The 18,026-nt window shown below is 43.1% G+C and carries 14 protein-coding genes; 1 reads left to right on the forward strand and 13 read right to left on the reverse strand.

The features are described from left to right. Positions 1-2: 2 nt before the first annotated feature. From L4C54_RS05400 to L4C54_RS05445, 10 genes are all read right to left on the reverse strand, one after another. Positions 3-1,271 (reverse strand): O-acetylhomoserine aminocarboxypropyltransferase/cysteine synthase family protein, encoded by a 1,269-nt coding sequence (locus L4C54_RS05400; RefSeq protein ID WP_428807347.1) that lies wholly within the window; start codon positions 1,269-1,271, stop codon positions 3-5. A 170-nt stretch (positions 1,272-1,441) separates the two neighbouring features. Then, positions 1,442-4,039, reverse strand: coding sequence for an LruC domain-containing protein (locus tag L4C54_RS05405; protein WP_428807348.1), 2,598 nt, complete (start codon positions 4,037-4,039; stop codon positions 1,442-1,444). 10 nt (positions 4,040-4,049) lie between these two features. After that, a complete protein-coding gene (locus L4C54_RS05410; protein ID WP_428807349.1) occupies positions 4,050-4,562 on the reverse strand; it encodes a hypothetical protein in 513 nt (170 codons plus the stop codon). A gap of 308 nt (positions 4,563-4,870) precedes the next feature. Then, positions 4,871-6,652 carry a bifunctional lysophospholipid acyltransferase family protein/GNAT family N-acetyltransferase gene (locus tag L4C54_RS05415; RefSeq protein WP_428803622.1) on the reverse strand — a complete coding sequence of 594 codons (1,782 nt, stop codon included), beginning with the start codon at positions 6,650-6,652 and terminating at the stop codon, positions 4,871-4,873. A 38-nt stretch (positions 6,653-6,690) separates the two neighbouring features. Then, on the reverse strand, positions 6,691-7,119 hold the full coding sequence (locus tag L4C54_RS05420; protein ID WP_428803659.1) for a YHS domain-containing (seleno)protein: 429 nt from the start codon (positions 7,117-7,119) through the stop codon (positions 6,691-6,693). A gap of 101 nt (positions 7,120-7,220) precedes the next feature. Then, complete coding sequence (locus tag L4C54_RS05425; RefSeq protein WP_428807350.1) at positions 7,221-7,985, reverse strand: NRDE family protein; 765 nt, start codon at positions 7,983-7,985, stop codon at positions 7,221-7,223. A 1-nt stretch (position 7,986) separates the two neighbouring features. Then, a complete protein-coding gene (locus L4C54_RS05430; RefSeq protein ID WP_428807407.1) occupies positions 7,987-8,526 on the reverse strand; it encodes a hypothetical protein in 540 nt (179 codons plus the stop codon). 65 nt (positions 8,527-8,591) lie between these two features. Beyond that, on the reverse strand, positions 8,592-9,725 hold the full coding sequence (locus tag L4C54_RS05435) for an ATP-grasp domain-containing protein (protein ID WP_428807351.1): 1,134 nt from the start codon (positions 9,723-9,725) through the stop codon (positions 8,592-8,594). After that, positions 9,722-10,309, reverse strand: a complete 588-nt coding sequence (locus L4C54_RS05440) for a DedA family protein (RefSeq protein WP_428807352.1) — start codon at positions 10,307-10,309, stop codon at positions 9,722-9,724. Before L4C54_RS05440 ends, L4C54_RS05435 begins: the two co-directional genes overlap by 4 nt. 300 nt (positions 10,310-10,609) lie before the next feature. Then, a complete protein-coding gene (locus L4C54_RS05445; protein WP_428807353.1) occupies positions 10,610-11,587 on the reverse strand; it encodes an ion channel in 978 nt (325 codons plus the stop codon). 394 nt (positions 11,588-11,981) lie between these two features. Here L4C54_RS05445 and L4C54_RS05450 point away from each other — a divergent pair, with 394 nt between their 5' ends. Next, the gene (locus L4C54_RS05450; RefSeq protein ID WP_428807354.1) at positions 11,982-13,526 is read left to right on the forward strand and encodes an alanine/glycine:cation symporter family protein; all 1,545 of its coding nucleotides are present in this window, start codon (positions 11,982-11,984) and stop codon (positions 13,524-13,526) included. A gap of 85 nt (positions 13,527-13,611) precedes the next feature. On the opposite strand, the gene L4C54_RS05455 is transcribed toward L4C54_RS05450, so the two are convergent. The 3 genes from L4C54_RS05455 to L4C54_RS05465 all read right to left on the reverse strand — a co-directional run bounded on the left by L4C54_RS05455 (position 13,612) and on the right by L4C54_RS05465 (position 17,940). Continuing rightward, the gene (locus L4C54_RS05455) at positions 13,612-14,241 is read right to left on the reverse strand and encodes an acetate uptake transporter (RefSeq protein ID WP_428807355.1); all 630 of its coding nucleotides are present in this window, start codon (positions 14,239-14,241) and stop codon (positions 13,612-13,614) included. Positions 14,242-14,444: 203 nt separating this feature from the next. Continuing rightward, on the reverse strand, positions 14,445-15,977 hold the full coding sequence (locus tag L4C54_RS05460) for a Na+/H+ antiporter NhaC family protein (protein ID WP_428807356.1): 1,533 nt from the start codon (positions 15,975-15,977) through the stop codon (positions 14,445-14,447). A gap of 250 nt (positions 15,978-16,227) precedes the next feature. After that, complete coding sequence (locus tag L4C54_RS05465; RefSeq protein WP_428807357.1) at positions 16,228-17,940, reverse strand: chitinase; 1,713 nt, start codon at positions 17,938-17,940, stop codon at positions 16,228-16,230. Positions 17,941-18,026: the final 86 nt, after the last annotated feature.

Consider the following 18,026-nt stretch of genomic DNA (forward strand, 5'->3'; position numbering starts at 1 on the left):
GTTTATGCGTTGAGTGCCTGATCAAGATCCGCAAGAATATCCTCAATGTGCTCGATACCTACAGATAAACGAATCATTTCAGGGAATACACCGGCGCGCTTTTGCTCTTGTTCATCCATCTGGCGATGAGTCGTAGAGGCAGGGTGGCAAGCCAATGACTTAGCATCACCAATGTTCACCAATCGCTTAAAGATCTCAAGAGCATCATAAAAACGAACACCTGCTTCGTAACCACCTTTCAAGCCAAATGATAGAATTGCTGATGGTTTTCCTTTCATGTATTTTTCAGCCAACGGGAAATATTCAGATGTTGGTAAACCGGCATAACTTACCCAACTGACTTTATTATGTTGGCTTAAGTAGTCTGCAACTTTTCGAGCGTTCTCAGTGTGGCGCTCCATACGAAGTGATAGCGTTTCTAGCCCCTGCATGAGCATAAAGGCATTCATCGGTGACAACGCTGCTCCCGTATTTCGCAGTGGTACCGTACGTGCTCGGCCAATGAATGCAGCGTCACCAAATGCTTCCGTATACACAACACCATGATAAGAAGGCTCTGGTTGGTTGAATACAGGGAACCGTTCTTTATGTTCAGCCCATGGGAACTTACCTGAATCGACAATCACGCCCCCGAGAGTCGTTCCGTGGCCACCTACATATTTTGTCAATGAATGAACAACAATATCCGCGCCAAAATCAATAGGCTTACATAATACTGGTGTTGCAACCGTATTATCGACCACCACAGGGACTCCCTGCGCATGAGCAAGTTCTGCAATACGCTCTAGATCAATGATATTGCCGGCTGGGTTACCAATAGTTTCGCAATACACAGCTTTCGTCTTTTCATCAATAAGCTCTGCAAGGCTTTCTGGTTTATCATCTTTGGCAAATCGAACCTCGATGCCTTGCTTTGGCAGCATATGTGCAAACAGGGTATACGTCCCGCCATAAAGCTGAGGTGTTGAAACGATATTGTCACCCGATTCTGCAAGTGTTTGAATCGCATAAGTGATAGCTGCGCTACCCGCACTGACAACTAATCCCGCGATTCCGCCTTCAAGTGCGGCCATGCGTTTTTCCAATACGTCATTAGTCGGGTTCATTATTCGCGTGTAGATATTTCCCGGCACGGCTAAGTTAAATAGATCAGCGCCGTGCTGGGCATCATCAAACTCGTATGCGACCGTTTGATAGATAGGCGTTGCCACAGACTTGGTTGTTGGATCGGTTTCGTAGCCAAAGTGAATCGATAGCGTTTCGTCTTTCATTATATCGTCCTTGATGATTGTATTATTTTTGTACAAGCATCATGACACATATTGTTGGCGACATAGAAGATTACTTCATCACAGATTGATGAATATTATCCTTCTGAGTTCTCTAAGCTCTGTCCCCTGCCCAAACTCTACTTCTTCACTTTAAACTCGGTCTGCGTTAGCTATAAGTCTTCCACCTCATCAAATATAAATTGGGACTTTCTTTTGCTCTTATACCAGTTCTTATTTTGCTTCCCTTTACTTTTTGCCCAATTAAGAATGTCTGGATAAGCATTGGAAAGATCGACCTTCTCTTTCGGAGAGTGCCACGAACTCGGCATTTGCATCGCCCAAGGTAAGTTTTCTTCTGTTTGATAGAACCTGTCTTCTGATGGATCTGAATCATCATGTATTGACCCAAATTTTCGTCTCGATGCATGACGTGTTGGGGGGAAGCCGGGAAAATGAACTTCTATGATTTCACCATGTTCTAGCTCTCTGGCAATAAAAGTATTGTAAGGCGGCGCTCCAAGTATTTCAGGATCCATTGGATACTTGAATTCAATCGTAACTACAAACTGGTGACCATTTATTTTTTGTGAACCTGTTAGTGTGTTTGAAAGCTTATGTCCTGTCGGTGGAGGCAGCGCACTTTTTAAATCTTCAATGAGCATGAATTGAGTTTTATTGATATCAGCAACGGGCATAAGAGAACGGGTAACGCCCCTAGATTTTGAAGTCGCACTCTCGACATTACTGATCGGTGTGTTGATGACCAAACGCAGTGAATTATCATAGATTGCCCCTCTTGCAACGGGTCTGACCCTAAAAGTGATCATTTTTACAAGACCATTCACTTTAGTCTCTTCTATATTGTAATTCACAACCGCATCGTTAAAGTCATAGTCCCCTGTTATTGGCCATTCATCTTCAAACGCCATAGTGCCTTCTTCACTCGATGAAGGGCTAAACGTACTACTAATTGTTGTGCTAACGGGTTTGCTACTTGAATCCAATGGGTCGGTTTCGTAATAGTTAACTTCATTACCATCACTGAATCCATCTGAATCAGAGTCGGCGTTGTCTTCGTTGGTTTGGAATAGATACAATTCTTGGGTATCAGTCAAACCATCACCGTCAGTATCTGATAGAGATGGATTTGTTCCCGTCATTGTTAGCTCTTCTTCATCGGTTAGCCCATCAAAATCAGAATCAACTAAAGAAGGTTCAGTATTGAGTATTAACGCTTCAGTAGCATCAGAATACCCATCACCATCGGTATCGGCCATTGTCGGATCAGAGTTGTATGTAATGATTTCTTCGAGATCGGATAGACCGTCAGAATCCGTATCGGGTTCAAGAGGATCGGACAAATAAAGTAACGCTTCTTGTCTGTCATCGATACCATCGCCGTCAGTATCAGGGTTATTAGGATCCGTTTTCAATATAGCCGTTTCATCAATATTCGATAAACCATCACCATCACTGTCTGTTTCTTCAATCACTGTATCACCAGTATTGGCGATTAATTGTGTCGATAGAGCAAGAGTCGCCAGTTCATAACTTGTTGGTGAGGTATCTTTGTCTAAGTCGTAAATATACGATGACCCGGAATACTTGAGACCAGTCGATCTATTATGAGCCCCCAAAACTAGGTAATCTTCCGATATAGCAACCGAGGAGCCAAAATCATCGTTATTGCTGGCATTATTTAAGCTAATTTTATCAACCTGCTCCCATACCCCATGGCTAAATTTAAAGGTGTACGTGGCTCCTTTGCGTGAATCTTTACCATTTGCTCCGATAACTAAGTGATCATCAAAAATGGCCACTGCACTACCAAAATTGTCATTACGGTCTAGATCATCCGAGACCAGTTTCGCCAAAGGCTGCCATTGAGTCAGACTACGTTTATAAACATACACCGCTCCACATTTTTTCTTATTTTTTAGCGATGGGTGGTTTTCTTGAGGTGCACCAACTAATAGATAATCTTTTGAAATAGCGGTTACTTTTCCAAATTCACTGCTTTTAGTGACAGCGCCACCAGTAAGCCTTGCCTGCTTGGTCCAAATGCCGTCTTCTTGATAGTAAACAGTTACCGATCCCTCTTTATTTCTTCCATGTTCGTAGTCGCCAATGGCTAAATAGCTGCGAGAAAAATGGATAGAAGAACCGAAGTGCCGACTTTTATTTGGTGAGTCAGGTTCAAAGCTACGGTCAAACTTCCATTCTGACTCGCTTTTCACGTAAGAATATACGACACCATTATTGTTGGCGCCTTGACTCGGAGAACCCACAACTAGGTAATCTCCATCAACACTGACAGTAATGCCAAACATTGTATTGTTTCCCCCATTGGGCGGGGTTATTTCAGCCTCTTGGTGCCATGTTCCATTGTTATTTACAAACACATACGCCACGCCAGTACTTACCGCCCCTTGTCTTTTAGCTCCTATCACTACGTATTGGTCAGAGATATCAATGGAACGCCCAAATAGAGTAACGCTATTTCCTTGGCTTGTTGTCGGTGATAAGCATTGCTCCTCAGACCAAGATTCGTCGTTCACTAAATAGAGACACACTTGCCCCTCCGACCCCGAAGAACCTGGTACAGAAACAATGGCGCGATCTTTATTTATCGCAACGTCATAACCAAATTGATGATAAAGATCTTGGCTGAATTCACTTAAGTCCTGAGCTAAAAAAGGCGCGGAATATGCCCAAAATGGAAGCAGAGTAAATACCATCCCCCTAATTGCTGTGGTTATGTATCTCATAACTCGCTCCTTAATAATCAAAAGAATGGTATGCGACATTTGCACTGTTAATCGCAATAATAAAGTCTGAAGGGTCACTGCCATCAAGGCTGACATGAAGCTCACTGATGTCACTTGGAATAGGTAAGGCTGTAACGTAAAGATCAGCGTTTTGCATCTGACCTTTTTCTAGCAACACTGCCTGTTGCTCATCCGCTTTGATATATATTTCAATGGTGGTATGAGGCTGAAGATACTCAAAACTTAAGCGAACACTGACTTGTCGCTGATTAGAAAAACTAAAATCGCCACTAGAGCCTGAATAGGTGAGTGACTTAGTTGCCATTGCTTCTATTTCTTGCTGAGTCGGGCCTGTCTCTGTAGAAGAGCTTGATACCTCTTCATCTGGGCTATTGACTGTTGACGCAGTTCCGCTGCCTGACCCACCACTGCTTGAGCCACTACCACCATCACCTCCTCCACAACCACTCACTAGTAGTACCAGCACGATTGGTATTGTTTTTATTTTTAGAAAACTTGTCATGATCGCGACCTCACTTAAGCCTGAATAATAATGGGAAATTACGGCGTAATAGAGTAAGGGAGCAAGGCTTATGCCAGTTAACAGATGAATATAAGCAATTGATATTGCTTAATATAAAGCTTTAAAGTAGAAAGAAGGGAGGAATTCCCAAATTGAATATCAAATTCAACCCAATTTTGAGAACTGCACTTTTTGCCATACTTGGTTTAACAATTGAAAGTGCTGTGAGTTAATAACGTCACAACATAAATAGATATGAATATAGTCGGCGGTGTAAAGTTTGAAGGAAATCAGTCAATCTCCCTTTATTAAGGTCTACCCTTTGCGTCGCTAGTAGTCGCTAGATACTCCATCGCCTCTGTCTTACCCATATACTTACTGAGTGTTTTGAGAGGAACCGCTTTCATATTCACGACAATCAAACCGTCAAGCGCATCTTGAAAAGCAGGGTCTACATTAAAGCACACCAGTTTGCCATTCATGCCCAAATATTGACGAAGTAACACGGGTAGCCCTTTTCCTTTTTCCATGCGCGCTAACACCTTAGAAAGTAGAGGAACACTCGCGAGTGATGAGAGTAAATTCGTCTGCCAAAAAACATTTCCGCTGCTACGTAGCGGCGTCTTTGCTTTCACAAGAGTCGCTTTTTCTTGATCATAATGGTGAACAGAGAGCGTTGCCGCCATCAGCTGACGCGCTACATGGCTGTAATCATTGCTGATACTAACCGGACCAAATAAGTGGGTATAGCGAGGATTTCGATAGACGAAGGTGGCAATCCCTTTCCAAAGCATCAGCAGGGAATTCAGATTTCGTTGATATTTTTTAGCGACCACGGAGCGTCCCATTTCAATGCTATTATCAAGCGAATCTATAAAGCTCTCGTCGTACTGAAATAAGCTTCTAGAGTAGAGACTTTGTAAACCATGTTGTTCTACGAGTTCATCCACCAACCCCATTCGATACGAACCCACAATCTCCTTTTCTTTTTGATTCCAAACGAATAACTGATAGTAGTGCAGATCAAACTCATCCACATCACAAGCCAACCCACTCCCCTCACCCACTTGACGAAAGCTCTCTTCTCGAATTCGACCGATCTCCTGTATCACATTGGGTAACATTTGAGTTGGCGCATAGTAGACTTGGTAATCTCCCTTCTCGATCAATAACATTGAATCCGGTAACGACGAGATATCTTGTTGTAAAAAATCAGGGCTAATAGGCGAGATTATCGGAGTATCAAACAAGGAGGGATCATCATGATCCAAAAGCGTCTTTCGGTCTGTTGATATACTAGAGCTCATTAAGTATGTGTTGAGCCTTAAATAGTTCACTACATCTCTATCGTACTCAAAGTCTTTCAATTCAGAGTATGGAATGGCACTACCAATAGAGATAGCAATACTGGTCGCTTTTTTATTGAGTAGTTCACGACCAAGTAGAGCTGTGCGCAATAGCGGATGCACTTTACCAGCCTGATAAAATAGTGGGCTGTTTTGACCATTAATAAAAATTGGAACGGTAACAGCCTGACTACGCTTAATAAATTTAGCCACAGATTGGCTCCACTCTATGTCAGACAGAGTGGTTGAATTACCTTGATAAGTGGATACTTCACCAGCAGGAAAAACAATGAGCAGCCCTCCATCAGCTAAGTGTCGATGGGCTTCCCTCACTGCGTTGGCATTGGTTCGTCTAGAATCTTTACCGTTAAAGACATCAATCCCAATAAATAGATCATCAATTTCAGGCAAGCGTTTAAGCATCTGGTTTGCTAGCACTTTTACATCTTGTCGAATAGTTCCAATGAGATCGGCCAGTATGACACCTTCAATTGCACCCAAAGGGTGGTTGGCCACAATGACGGTTGGACCCGATGTAGGAATAGCAGCGACTTCTCCTTGTTCAACCAAATAACGAACATTGAGTGCTGATAGGGTGTAATTCATGAACTCAAAACTTGAACGAGTAGAAGGACGCTTTTGGTACAAAAAGTCTAACTTAGATAACCCAGTAGCCCATTCAACAACAGACTCTCCGAGACCAAATGGCGTATGACGTTGTAAACGAAAAGGGCTACTGATCATAATAAATCACCTTAATTATTTCTGTTACTTATCGACTATCATTGAATGAGCGAAGGCCAATGCTTATCAGCCTGAGCAATGTGGTGAGCCTGCTTTGCTTCCCATTGGCGTTTAATGTCACTGTTGTAGTTGAGATACAGTTTTCCATCGACTAATGACCACTGCTCAGGATCGCCAGGTGCAAAATCATTTTTCTCTGACACCGCCCAAGCGCAGTAGCCCCCATATTGGGGAGCGTATTTGTTCGGGTTTGCAATAAAGGCTTGTAAGTTTTCATGTGATGAAAAGAGCCAATCCGCGCCCTTATACTCAGTTTGAAAATCAGTGCTACCTTTAACGGGTTTACCATCAGTAAAGTAGGCAACCGTGTCATAACCACCAAGCGCCTTACTACTGAAAAAACCGGTATAGATTTCATCGGCAGCATAACCATGAGAGCTAATTAAAAGCAGTAACCCACCTAGCATGATCTTGAAATGAAAGAATATACCCACAGGTTTGTTTTTCTGACGGTTATCGATTGGAATTAATGATGCGTTCACTTTATGTATCCTCTATTGCAAGTCTGTTACGAAACCAGAGAGGTTTTATGACAGAGCTGATATTGATTCTGTTCTATGGCTTGTTTTGATAAATGTTCACAGGGAGATCCGGGGACATACGCCATAAACTGATGACTCTTTGACACATTTAAGTACGTCATACTGACTGTTTGCGCATCCGCTCTGTGCATGCAGGTCGATAGATGCATCTGATCTGGGTGATGGTGGGCATGAAATTTTAATAGCGAATCGACACTATTATCATCGGCAGTGAATTGTCGAAACTGCTCTAGCCGATAAGCTTTAACCGCATCCACATCAACACTGGATGAAAATAGAGGACACTCAGTAGGGTAAATAGAACTCTCTTGTCCATTCCATGCAAATGCCACCACGCTTAATGGGGTTGAGCTTGTCACTGGCGAGAACACCAATAACGTAAAAGGTGCAAATTGATTGAGATTGAGTTGATGGAAGGAGTGTTCAATCTGCTTAATGTTGGCATAACCCGATAATTGCTTGAGCAATAGCCCACGGCTCACTAAATCACTTTTCCTGAGTGTTCTACTCGGAACGACACCTTGATAGTTGTTCAGCAAGCAAAGCGACAGCCCAAATTCATTTAAACTTACCCAGCTGCCATTGCCGGCAGGATCGATAGGCATCAAAACTTCAACACCGTTGACGTTAAGCTGCCTAGGTGGCAACGCCAAAGCACGGCTCTTTTGTTCGTCTCTATTAAAAAATACGTGGTAGCCTGACTCATTAATTATCCACGACACTGAACACATCTTATTGCCCTCTTATAAAGGTGGCCGTGGCCGGAGCTAAACCAAACTCGTCGTTTGTTTTCACATCCAATAAGGTCATCACAACTTTTGCCATTGCAAAGTGATGATTGGCATGTAGCGCTGCAAAGGTAAGTTCACGCTCAAAGGTTGAGGACATCGTGCAAACTTCGCTTCGACTTAAAGAAACCTCAGTTAAAATCACAACCTGTGAGCGTAGATCATTCGCATTCATCTTCATTAAGCGTTCGATAAAATACGTAATTTCTTCCATCGCAGTCTGACGAAGCTCTTCTACTTCATGCCCACGCCTACGCTGGTTATAGTCAATTTGATAACTCTCTTGAGACGGATGCTTCGAACATAGCAAGGCATGGAACAAATCGAGCCAATGTCGAAAGTGCTGCCCAATGGTGCTTGATAAATGAGGTTTTGCATCGTGACAATACTGTGCATCCGTAATATCGGTAAGAAACTGATAACCTTGCTCAAGCGTCTCAATAGCGCCCAAAACCACAGGGGTAATCGCTGATTCGTTATACATGCGGTTATAAATTAAAGCTGAGTCTGGTGTGGAAAGTGCAAACATATGAATCCCTGTATTTTGAGTTAGTCAGTTGCCGGATACTGCTCGGTCAATCGTTTCTCTTCTTGCCACGCCTTTAATAGCGCAGAAATCGAGGGGGGCTTGTGTCCAAGTAATTTTTGTTTTGCTCCGATATCAAATAAAATTCGATACTGCTCAAGCAAGGTGAGAAAGATCTCTTTAAGGGGGGTGTTGCGATCCCAGATATGAGCAGCTTCACTACTTGCTCCATTGATTTCTAAAATCGTAAACTTATCTCCAGCCATCAATTGCTCAATGTCTTCAAATTTGACGTCTAGCCTGCCGTAATGAAATCCATCAAAATCATCGAAGATTTCATCCAGCCTTTTGGTCAACGCGTCACTGATGTATTGATTACCGTTTCGAAATATTGAGCCACGGCTATGACTACCCGCAAAGGCGAGTTGAAACTCCTCCCCCGCTTTAGGTACCCAATGGAGTTTCTCTTTATGCCTAGGTAAGTAGAGATGCGCTAATTGACCCGCTCGAGGGCAGCGTTCAATCAACTCTTGTAGCGAACGCAATCCATCACCGATAACCGATGGCGCGTATTTAAGCGTGATCGATATGATCTCGCCATTTCTGTTACCAGGATAACGCACGTAAAAAACCCCAGCTTCCGCTTGATAAGGTGCTTTCTGCTGTAATAAAAATCGAGCATTGAGTGGGAATGTTCTTATATAGGCGTGCAACTGTTCTGGTGATTGCAGCAGCTTAACGCCAACCCCTCTACACCCTAAGTCCGGTTTAGCCACAATAGGGAAGTCGAGTGCCTCTCTCTTCATTGTGGATAACGCCTGTGCTAATAGAACTTCGGAAGCGTCACTGTTTTTCGTTAACGTAATAAACGGAGAGATCCACCCTTTCGCTTTATCTCCCGCTAAAGAGAGGATGTCATGTTTTGATTCCCCGACCATGCCACTGAGTTTAATGCTTGGATTCGCAATCAGCGGCAAGCCAATATCCCAATGCTTAATGCCAAGAAACACACTTTGAATCATCACTGGCGTATAAAAAAGCCAACTCGGGAGAAATTCATAAGGAGATACCGCGCCAGTCGCATCGATCTCTAGTAGCGGCATTCCAGCGTTCACTTTATTCTTGGCAATGCATTTTGTGCTCAGCGTCGAGTTCATCCATAACCTCTAGAAAGTGTTTTATTAAGAAAGCGATTTGCGGTAATAAGTACTAACAGCGCAATCGGTATAGTGACCCATTGATAATTGCTCTCTTGAATCCAGTCTGTACTACCTAAAGAATAGATGGTGCTGAAAATAAGCGCCGTCCAGATCGCGCTAGCGCTAATTACTGCAATTAGAAAGCCGGGTAAGGGGATGGAAAAATAACCACTCAAGGTAAACCCCACGGTTCTCATCCCGGGAATAAAACGGATGATAAACAAGTTAAGAAATGTCCTTTGGTGTAACTTCCTTCGCAGCACCCTAAAGTGGCGGTTTGTTAATGCTTTATAACGTAGACCTCTAAAATATCGGCTTCCTTTTCCTAAGTAATAGAGCCCGATATCACCTGACGCTATGCCAAGAAAAATGGCTAATAAAGCCAACGATGGTGGGAGTAACTGCTGCATAGCAATGCCTGCCGCAGCGATGATGGCAAGATCTTCTAATAGATAAGAAAGCAAAATAATCCCCACAAACAGCCACAGCGTTGAGCCTGTGCCAGTCAAAAGGTGGGTCTGTAAACTCGTGATTAGTGACACATGCTTCTCCGTTTACCTTCTTTCACTGCACCCCTCCGATAAGCTGATTTAAAGGCAACCGAACAGCCTACATTCAATATCCGCCTTCAATCAGACCGAGCTAAAGATTAAAAAATTACATATCAACAATAAAAACATAACAATTAATAATAAGAGAGCATCAACTGCCGGCGTGTAGAACGTTGAAAAATCAGGGAGGATGACACGAGGGAAGAAAGGTTACATAGCTATAGAAAGACAAAAAGCAGATACATAAGTATCTGCTTTTTTTACCTTGTTGCCTTAACTAAGACTGGTTATTTACCGGGTCATCTTCTTAACAAAGACGACCACAAACAGAGCCATGGTGAAGCTGCCTAAAAACGCTTCAAACGCCGCAATAAACCTTGCGACCCCATGGGGTGATATATCTCCGTAACCGAGTGTCGTAAAAGTGACAACACTGAAATAGACAGCATTGAAGAATTCATAAACATAAAAACGCCAACCTTCTACATCAGCGTAAATAGGGTTATGAGCTGTCGTATCCAACAAAAAATACGCCATTGCACACGCTAAAATCAAACCCAACGAAAATGTCACCACACGAATTGGTGATTCTCCGTACCCACAAAATAAATCCACCGTTTTTGAGATAAAACGATTAAAACTCAAAGGTGGCATTTGATAGCGACGGTACCTCATCTCTTTTTTAAAAAATGTACCTGCCGTTTCGAACAGTCCTTCTTTTTCACATTGCTTTCGAATGTTTCGACAAACCTCTTCGGCTTCCTGACATAAAGAAACAACTTTGTTACGATCACCTAGTTTTAATGCCGCCCGGGTATCTATCTCTTGTTTTAATGAATCTCCCCACTCAATATTCTCAAGCCTTGCTCGGCCAAGATCCGCACCTAACAAGTTGCAATTATCTAATTTTGCGCAGTGTAAGTTTGCTGAACATAACTTAGCCTTCATTAATGAAGACCCCTGTAAATCTAAGCCGAAAAAATGTGCATGAGATAAATCTGCACGGTAGAAATCTACGTCTCTACACTTATAACCTTCTTTACTCCCTCGGTTTACTAGATTGATATCCACCAAGTTCGTTTTCGCCAACTGAAATCCATCTAAGGGTTTCCCCTCAGCAGCCCAGCTTTCAACCTTTTCACGTATATCATCATGACTTTTATCTACACTAGGATCATGCCAATAGCACAGTCCCGAGTCGCCACAAGGTTGATCACAACACCAGTTATCGGGGCTTTGATAACTGCATTGGCTCTCTTCTGATTTCATATGCGTACCCCTCAGTAATTAATTGTAGGAGGTCGCGATTAAGTTGCCATTGAAAATTTATGTTTGTCCCTCGATGAGCAAGCCTTCCCTTCTACCCTCGAATTCCGAGCACGAAAGGCATGACTATCTAAAAACCAACCAATAAGCAGGTGTTATCACCGCAACCAGTGACATTCAGTGCCGCTATTAAACTTCAAAACTCACATTGTGAACAATTTATTAACGCAATGTTTACACCTCTACCAGATATTTCACCTACAAATCATAACAAGAATAGATTTGTGTACTAAGTCACAACCAGAAACCTGAATAGACAAAAGCATTAACAAGTTCGCTACAAAAACGTTAATGTGTCGATTGAAAAATAATCACTACATAAACAGGGAAAAAGCTCATGCAGTCGTTTGTTGATTTTATGAATGGAATTATCTGGAGCCCAGTGCTGATCTATTTGTGCCTAGGCGCTGGATTGTTCTACTCCATCATTACCAGGTTTGTACAAATTCGTCACTTTTTTGAAATGTGGCGTCTATTGTTGTCAGGAAAGAGCTCAAGCAAGGGTATCTCCTCATTCCAAGCTTTAGCCGTATCACTATCAGGCCGAGTCGGCACAGGTAACATTGCTGGTGTTGCTGCTGCTATCGGATTTGGTGGCCCAGGTGCAGTATTCTGGATGTGGGTTGTTGCCTTCTTTGGCGCTGCTACTGCCTACGCAGAATCAACACTGGCTCAAATCTATAAAGAAGAAGACGAAGGCCAGTTCCGTGGTGGTCCAGCTTACTACATTGAAAAAGCGATGGGACAAAAATGGTACGCATGGATCTTCGCTATCACGACGATTTTTGCCTGTGGTGTTCTTCTTCCTGGTGTTCAATCAAACAGTATTGGTAATGCAGTAGAAGCTGCATTCGGCTCTGGTGAGATGATTGAAACAGCTATCGGTACCTTCAGTTTTGCTAAAATTTTAACCGGTACTGTTGTCGCAATTATTCTTGGCTTTATCATTTTTGGTGGCGTTAAGCGTATTGCTAACTTCACTCAAGTTGTTGTGCCGTTCATGGCGCTTGCTTATATCATCACGGCTTTCGTTATCATCTTACTAAACGTTGGTGAAGTACCTCGTATCTTCGCAATGATCATTGGTGATGCATTCACACCTATGGCTGGCTTTGGTGCTGCTATTGGTTGGGGTGTTAAGCGTGGTGTTTACTCAAATGAAGCAGGACAAGGTACTGGCCCTCACGCTGCAGCTGCAGCAAGTGTTGATCACCCAGCTCAACAAGGTCTTGTTCAGTCGTTCTCTATCTACATCGATACGCTACTAGTATGTTCAGCAACTGCGTTTATGATTCTGATCACAGGTGCGTACAACGTACACGGTGGCCCAGACGCATTTATCGTACAAAACATTGCTGAAAACATCAGTGCTAACGGTCCTGTATTTACGCAAATGGCGATTGAAAGTGCGCTTCCTGGTGTAGGTAAACCATTCATCGCGATTGCTCTTTTCTTCTTTGCATTTACCACTATTCTTGCTTACTACTACATTGCAGAAACAAACATTGCTTACATACGTAGAACAGTAAAAATTAACGGTCTAATGTTTGTTCTAAAACTTGTCATCATGGCAGCAGTTTTCTACGGAACCGTGAAGAGTGCTAACTTGGCATGGGCAATGGGTGATGTGGGTGTAGGCTTAATGGCTTGGCTAAACATTATCGGTATTTTGATTATTTTCTTTATGTCGAAGCCTGCATTAAAAGCTCTTGCCGATTATGAAGAACAGCAGAAACGTGGCGTCACTGAATTTACGTTCAACCCTGTAAAATTAGGCATCAAAGGTGCAACTTACTGGGAAGAAAAATACAAACGTAAAACAGGAAAATCACCACACGCTGAAGTAGAAGAAACTAAGCCAGTGGAACAGCCTTCAACTTAATAACTCTTTATTGAGAAGTTATTAAAAAGGGTTAGCTATATTAGCTAACCCTTTTCTTTTGTTTCAATCGTAACGATAAGACTGACTATGCAGCAACCTTTGCTGTCATCGTATCTTGTAACACTACTTGTTCTGTTACTGGAACAGATTCAAGTGACTTCTTCTCACCAATAGGTAAAACAGTACGGCCGTATTCATTATTGATTACCTGAGCCATTGCAAAGTAAATAGCACTTGCACCACAGAAGATCCCTTCAAAACCAGCAATCGTTCCAATCAGTTCACTTCCCGTAAAGTCGCGAGCCGCAAGTAAAGCAAACAGGATAGTTAATGATCCAAACACGACCTGTTTTGCACGTGGGTAGCACAAAGAACCGATGAACATAAAGCCTGTGAAGATTCCCCACAATGCTAGGTACCAACCCATAAAGTGAGCAGGGCTTGCTGGTAGCCCCATATACGGCATAACAATGATGCCGACTAAGCTTAACCAGAACAGGCCATATGACGTAAACGCGGTAGTGCCAAACGTATCACCACGCTGAAAGCACATAATACCAACGATAACTTGACTCAAACCACCGTAAAAAATACCCATTGCTAAGATCATCGAATCGATTGGGAAATAACCCGCATTATGGATATTTAATAGTATGGTCGTCATACCAAAACCCATTAAGCCAAGTGGCGCTGGGTTTGCTAGTTTCGTTGACATTTTGCTCGCCTTTAAAAAATAGTTATAAAAATTACACGCGGAGTTTAGTGTAATAAAATGTAAATGGGGTAATTAGTTGGCGAAAACTAAGGTTGTTGAAATGATCGCTTAAGGAATACTGAGAGATATCGACAAGAAAGAAAAAGGAGCCAATGAGGCTCCTTTCTATTGATACTGACGAAATAATGATGATTACGAGTTGATTAAACGTTCTCTTGTTGTAAGGAAGCTTGTTCTACACGGGCTGGTTTATCGAGTTTAGACAGAACGGTAATCGCAACGATTTGAAGCACAAGCGCTCCAATAAGCGTTAACGCACTGCCCGTAAAGCCTGCAATTACAAAAGCTACTAACGCAATGCCACCATTCATTAGTGCGTAAGGCAACTGAGTTCTAAAGTGTTCAAACTGATCACAGCCCGCTCCAGTAGAGGAGAGAATGGTCGTTTCAGAAATTGGTGAGCAATGATCACCAAACAATCCACCAGAAAGTACTGCTCCAATAGAAACAAGCAATGGCGCATCGATAGCGATCGCCGTTGGAATAACTAATGGCATCATAATAGCGAATGTTCCCCACGATGAGCCGGTAGCAAATGAAATAATAGCCGCAAGCAAGAACGCGACAGCCGGTACTAACCAATAAGGGAAACCACCTTGTGCTTGTTCGGCAATATAAGCAGCCGTACCGAGCTCTTTACCTACTGTGCTCAGTGCCCATGCAAGAACCAATATGATTGCCACGGGCATCATGCCTCCCATACCCTTAAGATAAACGGAAACGCCATCTGATAGTTTTCTTACGCCATAAAAGGCCATCAATGAAATTAATGTGATGGCAGCAAAGAAGTAAGCCGAAGATAGCGCCGCTCGGAATGATGAACCAGCCACCTGTTGGAAAGGAAATCCTTGAGGCACCAACATAGAACACAATACGCCGACCATCACCAGTAGTGGTGCCCAAACAAAAGATGCTTTTGCATTTTTATGCGAGAATGGATTTAATGTATCCGAGTTAGCCCCTGAAATAACGCCCGCTTGGCAATAGCGCTCAGCTTTAGCCATTGGACCGAAATCTAGCCCCTTCAAAGATACTAACGGTACAATGAAAATCGCCAAGAATGCATAGAATTGAAAAGGGATCGCACCAATGAAAGCATCCCAATCAGACATAGTGACATTTAACGCGGTGAACTCCTTTTGAATTAACCCCATAATGTAAACACCCCAACCGATAAAAGGGATGAGAATAGCCACTGGCGACGACGTTGAATCGATGATAAAAGCCAGTTTTTGTCTCGACAATTTCAGCTTATCAAAAAGAGGGCGAAAAACAGGACCAACGATTAAGGGCGTACCTAAGTCTGAGAAAAATATAACGATCCCACCAAACCAAGCCGAAATTTGGGCCTGACATTTACTACTCACCCACTGAATGATTCTTTTAGCGAAAGCAACACCACCGCCAGACTTCTCCATCAGAGCAACGAAACCGCCAATAAAAATCAACAGCATGATCACCCCTGCGTTATAGCTATCGGTAAGCTGAGGGACTAAGTAGTCTTTGACCATACTGCCAAAAGTATCTAAAGGGTTGAGTTCGGTAAACATGTTGTTGATCATTGCAACGCCACTAAGCACACCGGCAAAAAGACCAATAACGACATTTCTTGTTGCTAACGACAAAACCAAAGTAATCACAATGGGGATGAGAGACGTGATATCCGCTTGTTCCATAGGTACACCTTAACCCTAAATAATAGAATATTTATAATTTAAATTTGAATATAAATTCACAACAGCACTTTGTACAGTACTTTATTCTCTAAAATAAACAAAGCTTCCAAATGAAGTGAGGTGATTTACAAAATAGGCAGAGAGTCGAGATTAAAAAAGCCGAAACAATAGAATAATCGTATGCTTCGGCTTTTGTTTTATGTTCGACGCTAACCCCTTCCTACAAAGCGTTAACGTTTAATCGTTAACGCTACTGGCAGGAAATCTCATCCCAGAACCAATTGCTCTGAGTTGGGCTTTCCCAAACTCCAGGACCATTTTTAGCGATGAAGCATTTACCTAAGTAACTCACCTTTTCTCCATTACTCACTTGCGAACTTCCTGACTGCCAAGGTGTAAATGTACTTGGGTCTGGCTCAGTCACTGGTGGTTCAGTGACAGGTGGCTCTTCTGTAATTGGCGGCTCAGGTTCGGTAACTGGGGGCTCTGTTACTGGCGGCTCGGTTGGAGGTGTTGTTGGTTCTCCAGCAATCGCTTCCCACGCACCGCCTGCTGTTGGATCATCTCCCTGCGTCCACCATTTAGCTTGATAAGTGACCCCATTAAGGCTAGCTTTATCTCCCGCTAAGTAGACTTTATTCACGTCCCATGCAGCAACGCCTACAATGGGCGGTTCGGTTGGATCAACAGGGTCAAGCTGAGCTACAACACGAACCTCAGGCCAGCTAGCGTGTGACCCATAGAAGTTTGTTACGCATTTTTCGTAATCACCCGGAACAAGCGCTGAGTATGCCGTTTGAAAGCCAACTAACTCACATTCAAACGAATACCCCTCAGGGCGATCAGCGTAATACTTCCAGTTACCATCCCAGTTCGTGTAGAGAACATCGGTTGCACCATTAAGATTCAAACTTCCGTAGGGAGTTTGCTGCCAACAGGTGTTCTGCTCATCTGCCTCAACTGGGATCTGATAGTGATTGGATAATCCTTCCCAATAGCGAATTCGGTTAACCGGCTGACCTTTGTCTTTGTTTTGCTCTCCACATTCAATACCACCATTTATGACATTGATTGTCGTACCAAATCCATAGCCAATTCCCGCTTCGGTTTCACGTACTGACGGTGACCACGTTCTATCAATCACGTGCAGCATTGCAGGTTTAGGCGCTTGTGGAGTTAAGAAAAACCAAATAGCCGATGCAAGGTTGAGCCAAGAGTCGGCCACTAAACCGGGATTATTGAGTAATACCGTCGCATCACCATTAAACATGACTTCTGAAAATGCACCGTAATTGAAGTGATACGAGAGTTGCTTAGCACCACGACCAAAATAGCCCTGTCCGGTCGCGCAAGGCCAACGTTGATTCTGCCAATCGTTTTGTCCACATCCGGTTGTATAACCCTCTTGTCCTTCAGACCAGCCCATTTCACGCACGTGTACTAGTGCTTGTTGCCACTCTTCTAACGCTAATGGGTTATCAGAGATATTATCTTTAGCAATGTGCCCGCCGGTTTCCTGAGAAAAATGAGCAAACGCGGTCACAATCGATTTTTTACAAATCGCATCAGAATCTCTTCCATCGGTGTACTCACCGCAAAACGCAGGGAACTTGCCGACCGCACGCAGGAAACGTGTGTAGGTGTATTCAGGAGCCGCCATGTGCGTTAAAAAGTCCCATTCAGACTGAGGGAAGACGCTTTCAACACGCTTTACGTTCGAAGGGTTTGACGCACGGTTAGGTTCAATCTGTTCTACAACGCTGTTACTACTCGTTTTCAGCGCCTGAGACCAAATGGCATACATAGGATCGCTGGCCTTCTCAGCGGCATTCGCTTCAAGATCAACACGTGAAACAATATACCCTGTAGGATTTTCGGGGTCAGGTTGAATGGTTAATGCTGCCATACTATTAGCAGCGAGTGTACAGCCTATCCATAAGGCTAGATGGTTACGTTTCTTCATTAGTGAAGTCCTTGTTTCACCGGAAATTCACCAAAGATTAGAGCGTTGATAGAGATAGGTGCAGTGGAAAAGGCTACAGAAAGGTA

The organism is Vibrio lamellibrachiae (assembly GCF_050337265.1).
Classification (GTDB): domain Bacteria; phylum Pseudomonadota; class Gammaproteobacteria; order Enterobacterales; family Vibrionaceae; genus Vibrio; species Vibrio kyushuensis.